The organism is Enterobacter sp. H2G27 (assembly GCF_054403075.1).
This window is the reverse complement of sequence record NZ_JBSVSI010000001.1, coordinates 3,134,815-3,149,093: the sequence shown is the minus strand read 5'-3', so window position 1 is coordinate 3,149,093 and position 14,279 is coordinate 3,134,815. Positions and strand designations below refer to the sequence as shown.

The window sequence follows — 14,279 nt, the reverse complement described above, 5'->3', positions numbered from 1 at the left end:
GGCCCTGCAAGGGTGCCACGGCACACGAAACCGCGTTGGTTTTCTCAGGTCGGTTTCGTGTGCTGCATTTTTGACGCATTCATTTATTGGTATCGCATGAACCCCATCGTAATTAATCGGCTTCAACGGAAGCTGGGCTACACTTTTCATCATCAGGAGTTGTTGCAACAGGCATTAACCCACCGCAGTGCCAGCAGCAAACATAATGAGCGTCTCGAGTTTTTAGGCGACTCTATTTTAAGTTTCGTGATTGCGAATGCGCTTTATCATCGTTTCCCGCGTGTGGATGAAGGGGATATGAGCCGCATGCGCGCCACGCTGGTTCGGGGTAATACCCTTGCGGAAATCGCGCGCGAATTTGAACTGGGCGAATGTCTGCGTCTTGGGCCGGGTGAACTGAAAAGCGGCGGCTTCCGTCGTGAATCTATTCTTGCCGATACGGTCGAAGCATTAATTGGTGGTGTGTTCCTGGACAGCGATATCCAGACCGTAGAAAAGCTGATCCTTAACTGGTATCAGACCCGTCTGGACGAAATCAGCCCGGGCGATAAACAAAAAGATCCGAAAACGCGTCTGCAGGAATATTTGCAGGGCCGTCATCTGCCGCTGCCGTCTTATCTGGTGGTGCAGGTTCGTGGTGAAGCGCACGATCAGGAATTTACCATCCATTGCCAGGTCAGTGGCCTGAGTGAACCGGTGGTGGGCACAGGTTCAAGCCGTCGTAAGGCTGAACAGGCTGCCGCCGAACAGGCGTTAAAAATGCTGGAGCTGGAATGAGCGAAGAAAAGACCTATTGCGGATTTATTGCCATCGTCGGACGTCCGAACGTTGGCAAATCCACTCTGCTGAATAATCTGCTTGGGCAGAAGATTTCTATCACCTCGCGTAAGGCGCAGACCACGCGTCACCGCATCGTCGGTATCCATACTGAAGGTGCGTATCAGGCGATCTACGTCGATACCCCGGGCCTGCACATGGAAGAGAAGCGTGCCATCAACCGTCTGATGAACAAGGCGGCGAGCAGCTCAATTGGCGACGTGGAGCTGGTGATCTTCGTTGTGGAAGGCACCCGCTGGACGCCGGACGACGAGATGGTGCTGAACAAGCTGCGTGACGGCAAAACGCCGGTCATCCTCGCGGTCAACAAAGTGGACAACGTGCAGGAAAAAGCCGATCTGCTGCCGCATCTGCAGTGGCTGGGTAGCCAGATGAACTTCCTCGACATCGTTCCGCTGTCTGCGGAGACGGGTCTGAACGTGGACACCATCGCGGGCATCGTGCGTAAGCATCTGCCGGAAGCGATTCATCACTTCCCGGAAGAGTACATCACCGATCGCTCTCAGCGCTTTATGGCGTCTGAAATCATTCGTGAAAAGCTGATGCGTTTCCTGGGCGCTGAACTGCCGTATTCTGTGACGGTGGAGATCGAGCGTTTCCAGAGCAACGAGCGTGGCGGCTACGACATCAACGGCCTGATCCTCGTTGAGCGTGAAGGGCAGAAGAAGATGGTGATCGGCAATAAAGGCGCCAAGATCAAAACCATCGGCATTGAAGCCCGTAAGGACATGATGGAGATGTTCGAAGCGCCGGTTCACCTCGAACTGTGGGTGAAAGTGAAATCTGGCTGGGCCGATGATGAGCGTGCTCTGCGCAGCCTCGGTTACGGCGAAGACCAGTAACTCAAGACGACGAGTATGATGGAAGGATGGCAGCGCGCCTTCGTTCTGCATAGTCGTCCCTGGAGCGAAACCAGCCTGATGCTGGACGTCTTCACGGAAGAGTCGGGCCGCGTGCGCCTTGTTGCCAAAGGCGCACGTTCCAAACGTTCTAACCTGAAAGGCGCCCTACAGCCTTTCACGCCGCTGCTGGTTCGCTTTGGTGGGCGAGGGGAAGTTAAAACCCTGCGCAGCGCCGAAGCCGTCTCCCTGGCGCTTCCTCTCTCCGGCATCACGCTCTACAGCGGTCTGTATGTCAATGAACTCATCTCTCGCGTTCTTGAACATGAGACTCGCTTCTCTGAACTTTTCTTTGATTATCTGCACTGTATCCAGGCGCTAGCTGGCGCAACCGGCACGCCCGAGCCTGCGCTGCGGCGTTTTGAGCTGGCGCTGCTGGGTCATCTTGGGTACGGGGTCGATTTTCTGCACTGTGCGGGCAGCGGTGACGAAGTGGAAGACTCCATGACCTACCGCTACCGCGAAGAAAAAGGCTTTATTGCCAGCGTCGTGATCGACAACAGCACCTTTACCGGGCGCCAGCTCCGGGCGCTGTATGAGCGCGAATTTCCCGATCAGGATACCCTGCGCGCAGCAAAACGCTTTACCCGGATTGCCCTCAAGCCGTATCTTGGCGGCAAGCCCTTAAAGAGCCGCGAATTATTCAGGCAGTTTGTGCCGAAACGTTAGACCACAGAATCGAAAAGAAAACCGAGGATTGTCATGGCTGAATTACTGTTAGGCGTCAACATCGATCATATCGCCACGCTGCGTAATGCGCGCGGCACGGCGTATCCCGATCCGGTTCAGGCGGCATTTATCGCTGAACAGGCTGGCGCCGACGGCATTACCGTTCATCTGCGCGAAGACCGCCGCCACATCACTGACCGCGACGTGCGCATTCTGCGCCAGACGCTGGACACCCGTATGAATCTGGAGATGGCGGTCACCGAAGAGATGCTGACCATTGCCTGTGAGACTCAGCCGCACTTCTGCTGCCTGGTGCCGGAAAAACGCCAGGAAGTGACCACCGAAGGCGGTCTGGATGTGGCCGGCCAGCTCGACAAAATGCGCGATGCCTGCAAGCGCCTGGCGGATGCCGGTATCCTGGTTTCTCTGTTTATTGACGCTGATTTCGCCCAGATTAAAGCGGCAGCCGACGTGGGCGCGCCGTATATCGAAATTCACACCGGCTGCTATGCTGATGCCAAAAACGATGCCGAGCAGGCGAAAGAGCTGGAGCGTATTGCTAAAGCGTCCACCTACGCGGCGAGCCTGGGCCTGAAGGTCAATGCCGGTCACGGCCTGACCTACCATAACGTGAAGGCCATTGCCGCCATTCCGGAAATGCACGAGCTGAACATCGGTCACGCGATCATTGGCCGCGCGGTGATGAGCGGCCTGAAAGAGGCGGTTTCAGAAATGAAACGCCTGATGCAGGAAGCGCGTCAGTAATGGCCATTCTGGGCTTGGGTACCGATATCGTTGAAATAGCCCGCATTGAAGCGGTGATCGCCCGCAGCGGCGATCGCCTCGCAAGGCGCGTGCTGAGCGATAACGAATGGGCCATCTGGGAAGCGCATCAGCAGCCGGTGCGTTTTCTGGCAAAGCGCTTTGCGGTAAAAGAGGCGGCGGCCAAAGCCTTCGGGACCGGCATTCGTAACGGTCTGGCGTTCAACCAGTTTGAAGTGTTTAACGATGAGCTGGGTAAGCCAAGCCTGCGTTTATGGGGCGAGGCGCAAAAGCTTGCAGAGAAGCTGGGCGTGAATCACATGCACGTGACGATCGCGGATGAACGCCACTATGCCAGCGCAACGGTGATCATCGAAAGTTAAAGTTTGTCCGCGTGGTGCATCAGGACAAACTTATCCCACAGCTGCTCTTCGCTCTCGACGTGCGCCGGATCCTTCAGAATGGTATTCGGGATCGGGCACACCTTCTGGCAGGTCGGCGTTTCATAGTGGCCGATGCATTCGGTGCAGCGGTCGCTGTTAATCTCATAAATGCTGTCGCCCATCGAAATGGCCTGGTTCGGGCATTCGGGCTCGCACATATCGCAATTAATGCATTTTTTGGTAATTAACAGCGCCATCAGGAAATTCTCAGAAACAACACAAACTGGGCGGGCATTATACGCGTCAAACCAGTTTCTTTACCAGTTCTTCGCTGTGGCGAATGCGCTCTGGCGCTCGCTCCAGATCCTGCTGCACCAGCGCCATAAACAGCAGGTCCGTCAGCATCATTTGTGCGCTGGTGGACGAGATAGCCGCGCTGCGCGTGGCCTGCTCCTCGGCAATGGTATATAAACAGCGCGTGGCCCGCTGCTGCAGGGCATTTGGCGTAAAACCGGTGATCGCCAGAATTTTACCGCCGACGCGCAGGACTTCGTCGGTGGCCATGTTGATCTCGCGGCGCTCGCCGGAATAGGAGATGGCCAGCAGCAGATCGTCAGGATCCATCGCCTGTACGGTCGCCAGCAGGGCGTGCATATCCTGTTCGACGATGGCGTTAAGGCCAATTTTCGTCAGCTTCCAGCCAAAGTTACGCGCCACAAGTCCGGACGCGCCGATGCCGGTCAGAATGATTCGCCGCGCGCCGCGCAGCATCGCCACGCTCTCCAGCAGCTTCTCTTCGGTATTCACATCAAGCGTCGCATGCATGGCCGCCACGTTCTCTTTGATCAGCTTTTCTCCAACCAGCCGCATCGGGTCATCGCCGCGGATCTGATTATGCACCGGCATGGACTGCGGGTTAGGGTTACTGACCAGCGCTTCACTGATCGCCAGCTTGAGGGCGGGGAAGCCCTTAAAGCCAATCTTCTGGGCAAATTTCACCACGCTGGACTGGCTCACGCCGGCTTCACTCGCCAGCTGCTGCGAGCTGAGGTGGCGCGCGCGATCGGGTTGAGAAAGCAGAAAATCCGCCAGCTTCTTGTCGCTTTGGGCAAAGCCTGCGTAGCGCTGGCGAATGCGAATTAAACAGTTCATACGGTCTCCTGGCGAAAATGTGATTATCTGCGCAAATACGAATTTTGCTCGCCTGAATGAATTTTATATTCCATTATAGTGTGATTATTATGAATTAAAAATTCTTGAGGTACAAAAATGAATCTTGGCTCACTTGTTTCTGAAACGCGTAACCCGCAAACCATGGATCTGGATGCGCTCTCCACCCTGGAGCTGGTTAACCGCTTTAATCAACAGGATACGCTGGTCGCGCAGGCAGTGAAAGGGACATTACCCGATGTGGCGAAAGCGGTCGATGCGGCGGCGGAAGCCCTCAAGGCCGGTGGACGCATTATTTACATGGGCGCGGGGACCAGCGGGCGTCTTGGAGTTCTGGACGCGTCAGAATGTCCGCCCACCTTTGGGGTGCCGCATGGTCTGGTCGTTGGGTTAATTGCCGGTGGACCCGGTGCGCTGCTGAAAGCCGTTGAAGGGGCGGAAGATAACAAACAGCTGGGCGAGGATGACCTGAAGGCGCTGAATCTGACGGAGAAGGATCTGGTGGTCGGTCTGGCGGCATCCGGGCGCACGCCGTACGTCATTGGCGGCCTGGAATACGCCAACCAGACCGGCTGCACGACGGTGGCCATCTCCTGTAATCCGGGCTCCCCGATTGCGCAGGTGGCCGCTATCGCTATCTCTCCGGTGGTCGGGCCGGAAGCGCTCACCGGCTCCACGCGCCTCAAGTCCGGGACCGCGCAAAAGCTGGTGCTCAATATGATTTCCACCGGCGCGATGGTGAAGTTCGGTAAGGTGTATCAGAACCTGATGGTGGATATGCAGGCCACCAACGTCAAGCTGGTGGACAGAGCCTGCCGCATGGTGATGGAGGCGACGGGCGCAGGCCGTGAAGAGGCCGAAGCGGTACTCAAACAAACCGATCATGATGTTAAACCTGCCATTCTGATGATCTTAAGCGGGCTGGATGCGGCGACCGCAAGAGCCAAACTCGATGCGCATAACGGTTTCTTACGGGCGGCATTAGAAAACTAACAGAGGCGTCTATGGACAAAACAGCAGCGCTCGCCAGCGATATCCTGCAGGGGATCGGCGGGGAAAAAAATATTCAGCGTCTCGAAAACTGCATGACGCGCGTGCGCGTCGAGGTGCATGACGACGACCAGCTTGACGTGTCGCGTCTGAAGCAATTGTCTGGGGTCAGCGGCTACGTGAAACAGGGCCAGCAGCATCAGCTGATCGTCGGGCCGGGGAAAGCGGCGCAGGTTGTTGACGCCATGCGCGCGCTGATGGGCGTTAGCGCGAGCGTGTCGATTGACGATACTGAGCGCACTAAAGCGCAGGCGAAAGCCAAATACAAAGCCCCGATGAGCGATGCGCTGCGACAGCTGGCCAACGTCTTTATTCCGCTGATCCCGGCGTTTATTGCCTCGGGCCTGATCACCGGGATCATCAATATCCTCAAGCGACCGGATATCGTGGGGGATTTCGCCACGCAGTATCCGAACCTGCTGGGGATTCTCGGGATCTTCGGCAGCGCTGTTTTCGCCATCATGAACATTCTGGTTGGGGTGAATACCGCGAAGGTGTTTGGCGGATCGCTGGCGATGGGCGGCGTGATGGCGGGCATCTTGTCCAGCCCGCAGCTGGCGCAGATCACGCTGTTTGGTGAGGCGCTTCAGCCTGGCCGCGGCGGGGTGATTGCGGTGCTGCTGGTGGTCATCCTGATGTGCTGGATCGAGAAAAGGCTGCGAGCGATTTTGCCCGGCTCGATTGAGCTTATCCTCAACCCGCTGCTGACCACCCTGATTACCGGTAGCGTAGCGATTGTGGCCCTCCAGCCGTTAGGCGGGTGGATCTCTGAAGCCATCGCTCACGGTGCGTCTCTGGCGATTGACCGCGGCGGGCTGCTGGTTGGCGCGGTGCTGTCGGGTACCTTCCTGCCGCTGGTACTGACCGGCCTGCACCAGGGGCTGGTGCCGATCCACGTCGAGCTGGTGCAGGCGCACGGCTATAACGCGCTGCTGCCTATCCTGTCGATGGCGGGCGTGGGGCAGGTCGGCGCGGCGATTGCCGTCCTGATGAAAACCCGCAACGCGCGTCTGAAGAAAATGATTAAAGGCGCGCTCCCGGTCGGCCTGCTCGGCATCGGCGAGCCGCTGATTTTCGGCGTTACGCTGCCGCTGGGTAAACCGTTCCTCGCGGCCTGTCTGGGGGGCGCGGTAGGCGGGGCGCTGATCAGCTACTGGAAAGTCGCCACCGTGATCACCTTTGGGCTTTCCGGTTTACCGCTGGCATTAACCATCGTGACCGGAAAAGTGATGCTCTATCTGTTAGGCTATTTAGTAGCGGTGATCGCCGGGTTCCTTTTTACCTGGCTATTAGGATTCAACGACCCAGAGGAGTAAGGTTTGGCAAATCACGCGCGTCGCGTTGTCTTTTTCGATCTGGATGGAACGCTGCATCAGCAGGATATGTTTGGTACGTTTATGCGTTACCTGCTGCGGCGTCAGCCTCTGAATGCGCTGCTCGTGCTACCGCTCTTACCGGTTATCGGTATCGCGCTGCTGGTGAAAGGCCGTGCGGCGCGATGGCCGATGAGTCTGCTGCTGTGGGGATGTACCTTTGGGCACAGCGAAGCGCGGCTCAAACAGCTCGAAAAGGATTTTGCGCACTGGTTTCGCGGTCACGTTGCGGCCTTTCCTGTTGTACAGGCGCGCCTGACCAGCTACCTCGACGCGAACGATGCCGACATCTGGCTGATTACAGGTTCCCCGCAGACGCTTGTGGAGCATGTCTACTTTGATACCCCCTGGCTTCCGCGCGTGAATCTTATCGCCACGCAAATTGCCCGCGGTTACGGCGGCTGGGTGCTAACCCTGCGCTGTCTGGGGCATGAAAAAGTGGTCCAGCTGGAGAAACGCATCGGTACGCCGCTGCGCCTGTACAGCGGCTACAGCGACAGCAAACAGGACAACCCGCTGCTCTATTTTTGCCAGCATCGCTGGCGCGTCACGCCGTCAGGTGAACTCCAGCAACTCGAATAGTCTTATCCATAAGGGGTGTGTATAATGCCGCCGCTTTTCGACTGGAGTATCAACCGTTGTCCAACCCTGAATACAATCATGAATACTGGATGCGCCACGCGCTAACGCTCGCTCAGCGTGCCTGGGACGAGGGCGAAGTGCCCGTAGGCGCCGTGCTGGTCCACAATAACCTGGTGATTGGTGAAGGGTGGAACCGTCCCATTGGCCGCCACGATCCTACCGCGCACGCCGAAATTATGGCGCTTCGTCAGGGCGGTCTGGTGCTGCAAAACTATCGCCTGCTTGATACCACGCTGTATGTGACGCTGGAGCCGTGCGTGATGTGTTCCGGGGCGATGGTGCACAGCCGGATCGGGACTCTGGTTTTCGGGGCGCGGGATGAAAAAACCGGCGCGGCCGGTTCACTGATGGACGTGCTGGGTCACCCGGGGATGAACCACCAGGTGAAGACTATCGGCGGGGTGCTTGCACCAGAGTGTTCGGGGCTATTAAGTGATTTCTTTCGAATGCGCCGTCAGCAGAAAAAGCAGCAAAAGGCAGAATTGAAGCTGTCGGGCGATTAAGTTCGTCCGGCGCCACGACAGGGTAGCTTTGAGCCAGCCGTTTGGCCTCCGTCGCCTCTTTCTCTTTCTCCAGCAGATACCCGACCAGGCTAATCTGATATTTACGGATATTTTCCACGTAGGCGTAGGCTTCATGCCCGCGCGCGTAGCCGTAGGTCAGTTTGTTATACCATGGCTTCTGGCTCAGCAGCGGCAGGCGCTGTTTTACGTCTGACCAGCTGTCCGGGTTGCCTTTCGTTTTGGCCGTCAATGCTCGCGCATCCAGCATATGCGCATAGCCCATATTGTAGGCCGCCAGCGCGAACCAGATCCGCTCCTCTTCCGGCACCGTTTCCGGTACTTTGGCCATCATATCCTGCAGATAACGCGCACCGCCGCTGATGCTTTGTTCGGCATCGGTACGGTCATTCACGCCCAGGCTCAGCGCGGTATTTTTGGTTAACATCATCAAACCACGTACGCCAGTCGGGGACGTGGCCTGGGTATCCCAGTGGGATTCCTGATACGAAATGGCCGCCAGCAGTTTCCAGTCAATTTCCTGGGCGTATTTTTCGAACAGCGGCTGCAGGTCCGGCAGGACGCTGTCTACCGCGCGCAGGAAGCTGCGGGTGTCAACGTAGTCAAAGTCATCGCCGTGCCCGAGGTACTTCTCCTCCAGACGCGCCAGGGTACCGTCTTCATTGATGGTGTTGAAAAAATCAAGCATCGCGGCAGAGAAGGTCTGATCGTCATCAAGCTGGCTAAACCAGGTCACGGGCTGCTCGTCGGTGACGTCCAGCGCCACGGCGATTTCAGGGTGCACGCGCTGGAACAGGCTGATTGCGACCGAATCGGCAATGGTGTAGGGCACTTTCTGGTCTTTTACCTGCTCAAGCAGCTCCGTCGTGCCGAGTTTCGGATCCACCGTCCAGCTCAGGTCGGGATATTTTTTCTCCTTGAGCTCACGCAGGTCGTCAATCACCACGTGGCCGGGCGCAATCGTCAGCTGCCGGTCGTTAATCGAAGCCAGCGAGCGCGGGCGCAGGCTCCCGACGCGGTAAACCATCTGCTGCGAAACGGAGTAGTAGGTCGGGCCCGGCTGGTAGTTCTTGCTGCGCTCGCTGTTATACACCAGCCCGGCGGCAAGCATATCGGCATCGTCGTTATCGAGGTCGTCAAAAAGCTGATTGATATTCTGGCGGACGGTGATTTTAAGCTTCACGCCAAGATAATCGGCGAACTGTTGTGCCAGCTCATAATCCAGACCAATGATTTTGCCGTTGATGTCGCTGTAAATGAGCGGGGAGTTGAGGGTACTGACGCGCAATTCCCCCCGCTCCTGAATGGCGGCGATACGGTTTTCGGCTTTGCCGAACCAGGGGATAGAAGGCCAGAGGGCCACTGCCAACAGCAACGTTACAATGCCGATGAGCAGATAATTAATCTTTAATTTTTTCAATTAGTTAATTCTCTGCGACGCCGGTTGCCTCAGTTTGCTGTAGCCATGTTAATAATAAGGTTTGCCATTGAATGAGCGGCATTTTGCGTAAACTTGCGCCACTTGGCAACCAATTAGAGAGACAGGTCACATCTATTGTTAAACCTCTGGGCAAATTTTATTTCGACGCAAACGGTTTCGTCGGCGCTCAGGATTCTCTATAATGACGCCCGTTTTCCCCCCTTGCGCACACTGTAAGCGCCCCGGCGCTTCGAAGACGAGAGACTTATGATGGAAATTCTGCGTGGTTCGCCTGCACTGTCTGCCTTCCGTATCACTAAACTGCTGGCACGTTTTCAGGCGGCCGACCTTCCGGTAAGCAATATTTACGCTGAGTATGTCCATTTTGCTGACCTGAATGCCCCCCTGAATGCAGAGGAGCGCGTACAGCTGGAACGCCTGCTCAAGTATGGCCCAAGCCTCAGCAGCCATACGCCAACCGGCAAACTGATCCTTGCGACGCCGCGTCCGGGCACCATCTCCCCCTGGTCTTCCAAAGCCACCGACATCGCCCACAACTGTGGCCTGAGCCAGATTAACCGTCTGGAGCGCGGCGTAGCGTACTACGTGGAAGCCTCTACCCTGAGCGACGCGCAGTGGCAGGCGGTTGCGGCTGAGCTGCACGACCGCATGATGGAGAGCGTATTTGCCTCTCTTGATGACGCGCAGAAGCTTTTCTCCCACCATCAGCCTGCGCCGGTACAGAGCGTGGACCTGCTGGGGCAGGGCCGTCAGGCACTGATCGACGCCAACCTGCGTCTCGGCCTGGCGCTGGCAGAAGACGAAATCGACTACCTGCAGGATGCGTTCGTTAAGCTCAACCGTAACCCGAACGACATCGAACTTTACATGTTCGCGCAGGCTAACTCTGAGCACTGCCGCCATAAGATTTTCAACGCCGACTGGATTATTGACGGCGAACAGCAGCCGAAGTCGCTGTTCAAAATGATCAAAAACACCATGGAGCAAACCCCTGACCACGTGCTGTCTGCCTATAAAGACAATGCCGCGGTGATGGAAGGCTCCGAGGTGGGCCGCTTCTTCGCCGATCGCGAAGCAGGGCGCTATGACTTCCATCAGGAGCCCGCGCATATCCTGATGAAGGTTGAAACTCACAACCACCCGACGGCAATCTCCCCGTGGCCGGGTGCGGCTACCGGCTCCGGCGGTGAAATCCGTGACGAAGGGGCGACTGGTCGTGGTGCAAAACCAAAAGCGGGTCTGGTCGGTTTCTCCGTCTCCAACCTGCGTATCCCGGGCTTTGAACAGCCGTGGGAAGAAGATTTCGGCAAGCCAGAGCGCATTGTAACCGCCCTGGATATCATGACCGAAGGTCCGCTGGGCGGCGCGGCGTTTAACAACGAGTTTGGCCGTCCGGCGCTGAACGGTTACTTCCGTACCTATGAAGAGAAAGTGGACAGCCACAACGGCGAAGAGCTGCGCGGCTACCACAAACCGATCATGCTGGCAGGCGGGATCGGCAACATCCGTGCCGATCACGTGCAGAAAGGCGAGATCGTCGTCGGCGCGAAGCTGATCGTACTCGGCGGCCCGGCGATGAACATCGGTCTGGGCGGCGGTGCGGCCTCTTCGATGGCCTCCGGCCAGTCTGATGCGGATCTCGACTTCGCGTCCGTGCAGCGTGACAACCCTGAGATGGAGCGCCGCTGCCAGGAAGTGATCGACCGCTGCTGGCAGCTGGGTGATGCCAACCCAATCCTCTTCATCCACGACGTGGGCGCGGGCGGCTTGTCCAACGCCATGCCGGAGCTGGTGAGCGACGGCGGCCGCGGCGGTCGCTTCAACCTGCGCGACATCCTGAGCGATGAACCGGGCATGAGCCCGCTGGAAATTTGGTGTAACGAATCCCAGGAGCGCTACGTGCTGGCCGTTGCGGCGGACCAGCTGCCGCTGTTTGACGAGCTGTGCCGCCGCGAGCGCGCGCCGTATGCCGTCATCGGTGAAGCGACCGAAGAGCAGCATCTCTCCTTGAGCGATACACATTTCGACAACCAGCCGATCGATCTGCCGCTCGACGTCCTGCTCGGTAAAACGCCGAAGATGACCCGCGACGTGCAGACCCGCAAGGCTGCGGGAAAAGCGCTGGATCGCCAGGGCATCACCGTGGCAGAAGCGGTTAACCGCGTGCTGCACCTGCCTGCTGTGGCAGAGAAAACCTTCCTGGTGACCATCGGCGACCGTACCGTGACCGGTATGGTATCCCGCGACCAGATGGTCGGCCCTTGGCAGATCCCGGTGGCGAACTGCGCCGTGACCACCGCGAGCCTCGACAGCTACTACGGCGAAGCGATGGCGCTGGGCGAACGCACCCCGGTGGCGCTGCTGGACTTCGCCGCATCTGCCCGTCTGGCGGTCGGTGAAGCGCTGACCAACATCGCCGCGACGCAGATTGGCGACATTAAACGTATCAAGCTCTCCGCAAACTGGATGGCCGCAGCCGGCCACCCTGGCGAAGATGCTGGCCTGTATGAAGCCGTGAAGGCGGTGGGTGAGGAGCTGTGTCCAGCCCTCGGCCTGACCATTCCGGTGGGTAAAGACTCCATGTCGATGAAAACCCGCTGGCAGGAAGGTAACGAGCAGCGCGAGATGACCTCTCCACTGTCGCTGGTGATCACCGCGTTTGCCCGCGTGGAAGACGTGCGTCACACCGTTACGCCGCAGCTTGCGACCGAAGACAACGCCCTGCTGCTGATTGACCTGGGTAAAGGCCACAACGCGCTGGGCGCTACCGCGCTGGCGCAGGTTTACCGTCAGCTTGGCGATAAGCCAGCCGACGTGCGCGACGTGGCGCAGCTGAAAGGCTTCTACGACGCGATTCAGGCGCTGGTGGCGCAGCGTAAGCTGCTGGCCTACCATGACCGTTCCGACGGCGGCCTGCTGGTGACCCTGGCTGAGATGGCCTTCACCGGCCACTGCGGCGTGGAAGCGAACATTGCGACGCTTGGCGAAGACCGTCTGGCTGCGCTGTTCAACGAAGAGCTGGGCGCCGTGATTCAGGTGCGTGCGGCGGATCGCGATGTGGTTGAAGCGATTCTGGCGAAGCACGGTCTGGCAGACTGCGTGCACTATCTGGGTAAAGCCGTTCAGGGCGACCGCTTCGTCATTGAAGCTGACGGTCACGCCGTGTTCAGCGAAAGCCGCACCACGCTGCGCATGTGGTGGGCGGAAACCACCTGGCAGATGCAGCGCCTGCGTGATAACCCTGAATGTGCCGATCAGGAGCACAACGCGAAGGCCAATGACCAGGATCCAGGCCTGAACGTGAAGCTCTCCTTCGATATTAACGAAGACATCGCTGCGCCGTACATTGCGACCGGTGCGCGTCCAAAAGTGGCGGTGCTGCGCGAGCAGGGCGTTAACTCCCACGTTGAGATGGCTGCGGCCTTCCACCGCGCGGGCTTTGACGCTATCGACGTCCACATGAGCGATCTGCTGGCCGGACGTACCGGTCTGGAAGATTTCCAGGCGCTGGTGGCGTGCGGCGGCTTCTCCTACGGCGACGTGCTGGGCGCAGGCGAAGGCTGGGCGAAGTCCATCCTGTTTAACAGCCGCGTGCGCGACGAGTTCGAAACCTTCTTCCACCGTCCGCAGACCCTGGCGCTGGGCGTGTGTAACGGCTGCCAGATGATGTCTAACCTGCGTGAACTGATCCCGGGCAGCGAAGCCTGGCCGCGCTTTGTGCGTAACCAGTCTGACCGCTTCGAAGCGCGCTTTAGCCTGGTGGAAGTGACCCAGAGCCCGTCTCTGCTGCTGCAGGGAATGGTCGGTTCACAGATGCCAATCGCCGTTTCCCATGGCGAAGGTCAGGTAGAAGTGCGTGATGCTGCGCATCTGGCTCAGCTGGAGAGCAAAGGCCTGGTGGCACTGCGCTTTGTCGATAACTTCGGCAAAGTCACGGAAACCTACCCGGCTAACCCGAACGGCTCCGCCAACGGTATTACGGCGGTGACCAGCGAAAGCGGTCGCGCGACCATCATGATGCCGCACCCGGAACGCGTGTTCCGCACCGTGAGCAACTCCTGGCACCCGGAAAACTGGGGCGAGGACAGCCCATGGATGCGTATCTTCCGCAATGCGCGTAAGCAATTGGGTTAAGTTTTAGTCCCACATTCTTCCAGGCCCGGTAAGCGAAAGCTCAACCGGGCTTTTTTATTTGTGTCGCATAATTGCGACAGACCGGCAATTTTAGTGTCTCCAAAAAGAGACACTTAAACTATTGATTTATATATGGCAGGAAAGGTTTCCGTTAAGGTGTTGCTTAATAGCGACACTTAGCCTGAAAATCATTCAACCGATAATTAACAAGTTCAACGAGTAAAAATCATATATTTCAATATGTTAATATTTTGTTTTGCATTCTGGCACGGGTGTTGCATAATATTAGCCAGTGGCTCATTCACCTTCTTATGTCAGCCCCTTCGGGAAGCGCTACATAAACTTCGAATGACGCACAAAAAGGTGCCTGCCGTCCAACTACTGATCATAGCGATGCT

Annotated in this window: 13 protein-coding genes; 10 read left to right on the top strand and 3 right to left on the bottom strand. The window is 57.7% G+C overall.

The features are described from left to right. Window positions 1-96: 96 nt before the first annotated feature. Genes rnc through acpS form a run of 5 tightly spaced genes read left to right on the top strand, consistent with a single transcriptional unit; the run spans window position 97 to window position 3,550 of the window. On the top strand, window positions 97-777 hold the full coding sequence (gene rnc, locus ACW9E7_RS14805; RefSeq protein WP_003860711.1) for a ribonuclease III: 681 nt from the start codon (window positions 97-99) through the stop codon (window positions 775-777). Then, window positions 774-1,679, top strand: a complete 906-nt coding sequence (era, locus tag ACW9E7_RS14800) for a GTPase Era (RefSeq protein WP_087449597.1) — start codon at window positions 774-776, stop codon at window positions 1,677-1,679. The genes rnc and era overlap by 4 nt, the downstream gene beginning before the upstream one ends. Window positions 1,680-1,697: 18 nt before the next feature. Then, window positions 1,698-2,405 carry a DNA repair protein RecO gene (gene recO / locus ACW9E7_RS14795; protein ID WP_133295452.1) on the top strand — a complete coding sequence of 236 codons (708 nt, stop codon included), beginning with the start codon at window positions 1,698-1,700 and terminating at the stop codon, window positions 2,403-2,405. Window positions 2,406-2,438: 33 nt separating this feature from the next. Continuing rightward, the gene (gene pdxJ, locus ACW9E7_RS14790; protein WP_143345406.1) at window positions 2,439-3,170 is read left to right on the top strand and encodes a pyridoxine 5'-phosphate synthase; all 732 of its coding nucleotides are present in this window, start codon (window positions 2,439-2,441) and stop codon (window positions 3,168-3,170) included. Beyond that, window positions 3,170-3,550, top strand: a complete 381-nt coding sequence (gene acpS, locus ACW9E7_RS14785) for a holo-ACP synthase (RefSeq protein WP_023294331.1) — start codon at window positions 3,170-3,172, stop codon at window positions 3,548-3,550. Before pdxJ ends, acpS begins: the two co-directional genes overlap by 1 nt. Here the strand turns inward: acpS and ACW9E7_RS14780 are convergent. Together ACW9E7_RS14780 and ACW9E7_RS14775 are read right to left on the bottom strand one after the other, a co-directional pair. Beyond that, entirely contained in the window at window positions 3,547-3,807 is a 261-nt protein-coding gene (locus ACW9E7_RS14780; RefSeq protein WP_008502177.1) for a YfhL family 4Fe-4S dicluster ferredoxin, read from the bottom strand. The two genes, acpS and ACW9E7_RS14780, sit on opposite strands and share 4 nt — an antisense overlap. 46 nt (window positions 3,808-3,853) lie before the next feature. Further along, window positions 3,854-4,702 (bottom strand): MurR/RpiR family transcriptional regulator, encoded by an 849-nt coding sequence (locus tag ACW9E7_RS14775; protein ID WP_136195575.1) that lies wholly within the window; start codon window positions 4,700-4,702, stop codon window positions 3,854-3,856. A 117-nt stretch (window positions 4,703-4,819) separates the two neighbouring features. Here ACW9E7_RS14775 and murQ point away from each other — a divergent pair, with 117 nt between their 5' ends. From murQ to tadA, 4 genes are read left to right on the top strand one after another with little or no spacing between them, the layout of a single operon-like run. After that, on the top strand, window positions 4,820-5,713 hold the full coding sequence (gene murQ / locus ACW9E7_RS14770) for an N-acetylmuramic acid 6-phosphate etherase (RefSeq protein WP_367896869.1): 894 nt from the start codon (window positions 4,820-4,822) through the stop codon (window positions 5,711-5,713). Window positions 5,714-5,724: 11 nt separating this feature from the next. Beyond that, on the top strand, window positions 5,725-7,086 hold the full coding sequence (locus ACW9E7_RS14765) for a PTS transporter subunit EIIC (protein WP_133294940.1): 1,362 nt from the start codon (window positions 5,725-5,727) through the stop codon (window positions 7,084-7,086). A gap of 3 nt (window positions 7,087-7,089) precedes the next feature. Beyond that, window positions 7,090-7,725 (top strand): phosphatidylglycerophosphatase C, encoded by a 636-nt coding sequence (gene yfhb / locus ACW9E7_RS14760; protein ID WP_133294939.1) that lies wholly within the window; start codon window positions 7,090-7,092, stop codon window positions 7,723-7,725. Between the two features lie 56 nt (window positions 7,726-7,781). Continuing rightward, entirely contained in the window at window positions 7,782-8,288 is a 507-nt protein-coding gene (gene tadA / locus ACW9E7_RS14755; RefSeq protein WP_325849382.1) for a tRNA adenosine(34) deaminase TadA, read from the top strand. Here the strand turns inward: tadA and mltF are convergent. Then, entirely contained in the window at window positions 8,176-9,726 is a 1,551-nt protein-coding gene (gene mltF, locus ACW9E7_RS14750; RefSeq protein WP_271368273.1) for a membrane-bound lytic murein transglycosylase MltF, read from the bottom strand. The two genes, tadA and mltF, sit on opposite strands and share 113 nt — an antisense overlap. A gap of 267 nt (window positions 9,727-9,993) precedes the next feature. On the opposite strand from mltF, the gene purL reads away from it, so the two are divergent. Continuing rightward, the gene (gene purL, locus ACW9E7_RS14745) at window positions 9,994-13,881 is read left to right on the top strand and encodes a phosphoribosylformylglycinamidine synthase (protein WP_458727993.1); all 3,888 of its coding nucleotides are present in this window, start codon (window positions 9,994-9,996) and stop codon (window positions 13,879-13,881) included. Window positions 13,882-14,279 lie beyond the last annotated feature (398 nt).

Bases quoted from the DNA above. Each gene is read 5' to 3' on its own strand.
- ACW9E7_RS14765 (WP_133294940.1), top strand. From the start codon at position 5,725: ATGGACAAAACAGCAGCGCTCGCCAGCGATATCCTGCAGGGGATCGGC.
- purL (WP_458727993.1), top strand. From the start codon at position 9,994: ATGATGGAAATTCTGCGTGGTTCGCCTGCACTGTCTGCCTTCCGTATC.
- pdxJ (WP_143345406.1), top strand. From the start codon at position 2,439: ATGGCTGAATTACTGTTAGGCGTCAACATCGATCATATCGCCACGCTG.
- era (WP_087449597.1), top strand. From the start codon at position 774: ATGAGCGAAGAAAAGACCTATTGCGGATTTATTGCCATCGTCGGACGT.
- rnc (WP_003860711.1), top strand. From the start codon at position 97: ATGAACCCCATCGTAATTAATCGGCTTCAACGGAAGCTGGGCTACACT.
- murQ (WP_367896869.1), top strand. From the start codon at position 4,820: ATGAATCTTGGCTCACTTGTTTCTGAAACGCGTAACCCGCAAACCATG.
- ACW9E7_RS14780 (WP_008502177.1), bottom strand. From the start codon at position 3,807: ATGGCGCTGTTAATTACCAAAAAATGCATTAATTGCGATATGTGCGAG.
- ACW9E7_RS14775 (WP_136195575.1), bottom strand. From the start codon at position 4,702: ATGAACTGTTTAATTCGCATTCGCCAGCGCTACGCAGGCTTTGCCCAA.
- recO (WP_133295452.1), top strand. From the start codon at position 1,698: ATGGAAGGATGGCAGCGCGCCTTCGTTCTGCATAGTCGTCCCTGGAGC.
- acpS (WP_023294331.1), top strand. From the start codon at position 3,170: ATGGCCATTCTGGGCTTGGGTACCGATATCGTTGAAATAGCCCGCATT.